Origin of the sequence: Streptococcus sp. CL6.22 (assembly GCF_049738055.1) — a bacterium.
GTDB lineage: Bacteria > Bacillota > Bacilli > Lactobacillales > Streptococcaceae > Streptococcus > Streptococcus mitis_DJ.
Genome location: NZ_JBKOTV010000025.1, coordinates 1 through 1,435, shown reverse-complemented (window position 1 = coordinate 1,435; position 1,435 = coordinate 1). Strand labels below are relative to the sequence as shown.

The following is a 1,435-nucleotide window of genomic DNA, read 5'->3' as shown; positions in this document are numbered from 1 at the left end:
TGTACTGCACCCCAAAAGTTAGACAGAAAAAATCTAACTTTTGGGGTGTTTTATTATGAAATTGAGTTATGATGATAAAGTTCAGATCTATGAACTTAGAAAACAAGGATATAGCTTAGAGAAGCTTTCAAATAAATTTGGGATAAACAATTCTAATCTTAGGTACATGATTAAATTGATTGATCGTTACGGAATAGAGTTCGTCAAAAAAGGAAAGAATTGTTACTATTCTCCTGAACTAAAACAAGAGATCATTGATAAAGTTCTTCTTGAGGGGCATTCACAAATTAGGGCGTCTCTGGATTATGCTCTTCTAAGTAGTGGATTACTTTCGAATTGGCTGGCACAATATAAGAAAAACGGGTATACTATTGTTGAGAAAACAAGAGGGAGACCACCTAAAATGGGACGTAAGCCAAAGAAGAGATTTGAAGATATGACAGAATTAGAACGTCTTCAAGCAGAAAATGAGTACTTGAGAGCGGAGAATGCCATTCTAAAAAAGTTGAGAGAACTCCGATTGAGAGACGAAAAGGAGCAAGAAGAAAAACGGAAATTGTTCAAGGACTGGTAACAGAGTTTTCTTTAGATATCCTTCTAAAGATTATTAAACTTGCCCGTTCAACTTATTATTACCACTTAAAACAGCTGGATCAAAGCGATAAAGATTATGATATTAAAGCTGAAATTCAGTCAATTTATACTGAGCACAAAGGAAATTACGGCTATCGTCGCATGACTCTAGAATTACGAAATCGTGGCTTCGTAGTGAACCATAAGAAGGTGCAGCGTCTGATGAAAGTACTTGGTTTAACGGCTCGAATTCGCCGTAAACGGAAGTATTCTTCATACCAAGGAGAGGTTGGCAAGAAAGCAGATAATCTTATTCAACGTCAATTTGAAGCAACCAAACCAATGCAAAAGTGCTACACAGATGTGACAGAATTTGCCATTCCAGCAAGCACTCAAAAGCTTTACTTATCGCCAGTTTTAGATGGTTTTAACAGCGAAATCATCGCTTATAATCTTTCTACATCACCGAACTTAGAACAAGTAAAAGCTATGTTAGACCAGGCTTTCGGTGAGGAACATTACGAGAATACCATTCTCCATAGTGACCAAGGCTGGCAATACCAACACGATTCTTATCATCGGTTCCTAGAGAGTAAGGGAATTCAAGCATCCATGTCACGTAAGGGTAACAGCCCAGACAATGGTATGATGGAGTCCTTCTTTGGGATTCTGAAATCGGAAATGTTTTATGGTTATGAGAAGTCGTTTCAGTCGCTTAAGCAATTGGAACAAGCTATTGTAGACTATATTGATTACTACAACAATAAACGAATTAAGGTAAAACTAAAAGGACTTAGCCCTGTACAATACAGAACTAAATCCTTTGCTTAAATTAATTGTCTAACTTTTTGGGGTCAGTACA

The 1,435-nt window shown here is 36.9% G+C and carries 1 protein-coding gene; it reads left to right on the top strand.

The annotated features are described in order from the left end of the window. Positions 1-55 precede the first annotated feature (55 nt). Positions 56-1,404 (top strand): IS3 family transposase gene (locus ACLNCW_RS09745; protein ID WP_203180026.1). Its coding sequence is split into 2 segments (ribosomal slippage): positions 56-506 and positions 506-1,404, totalling 1,350 coding nucleotides; the frame shifts between segments, so codons are not numbered across the junction. Positions 1,405-1,435 lie beyond the last annotated feature (31 nt).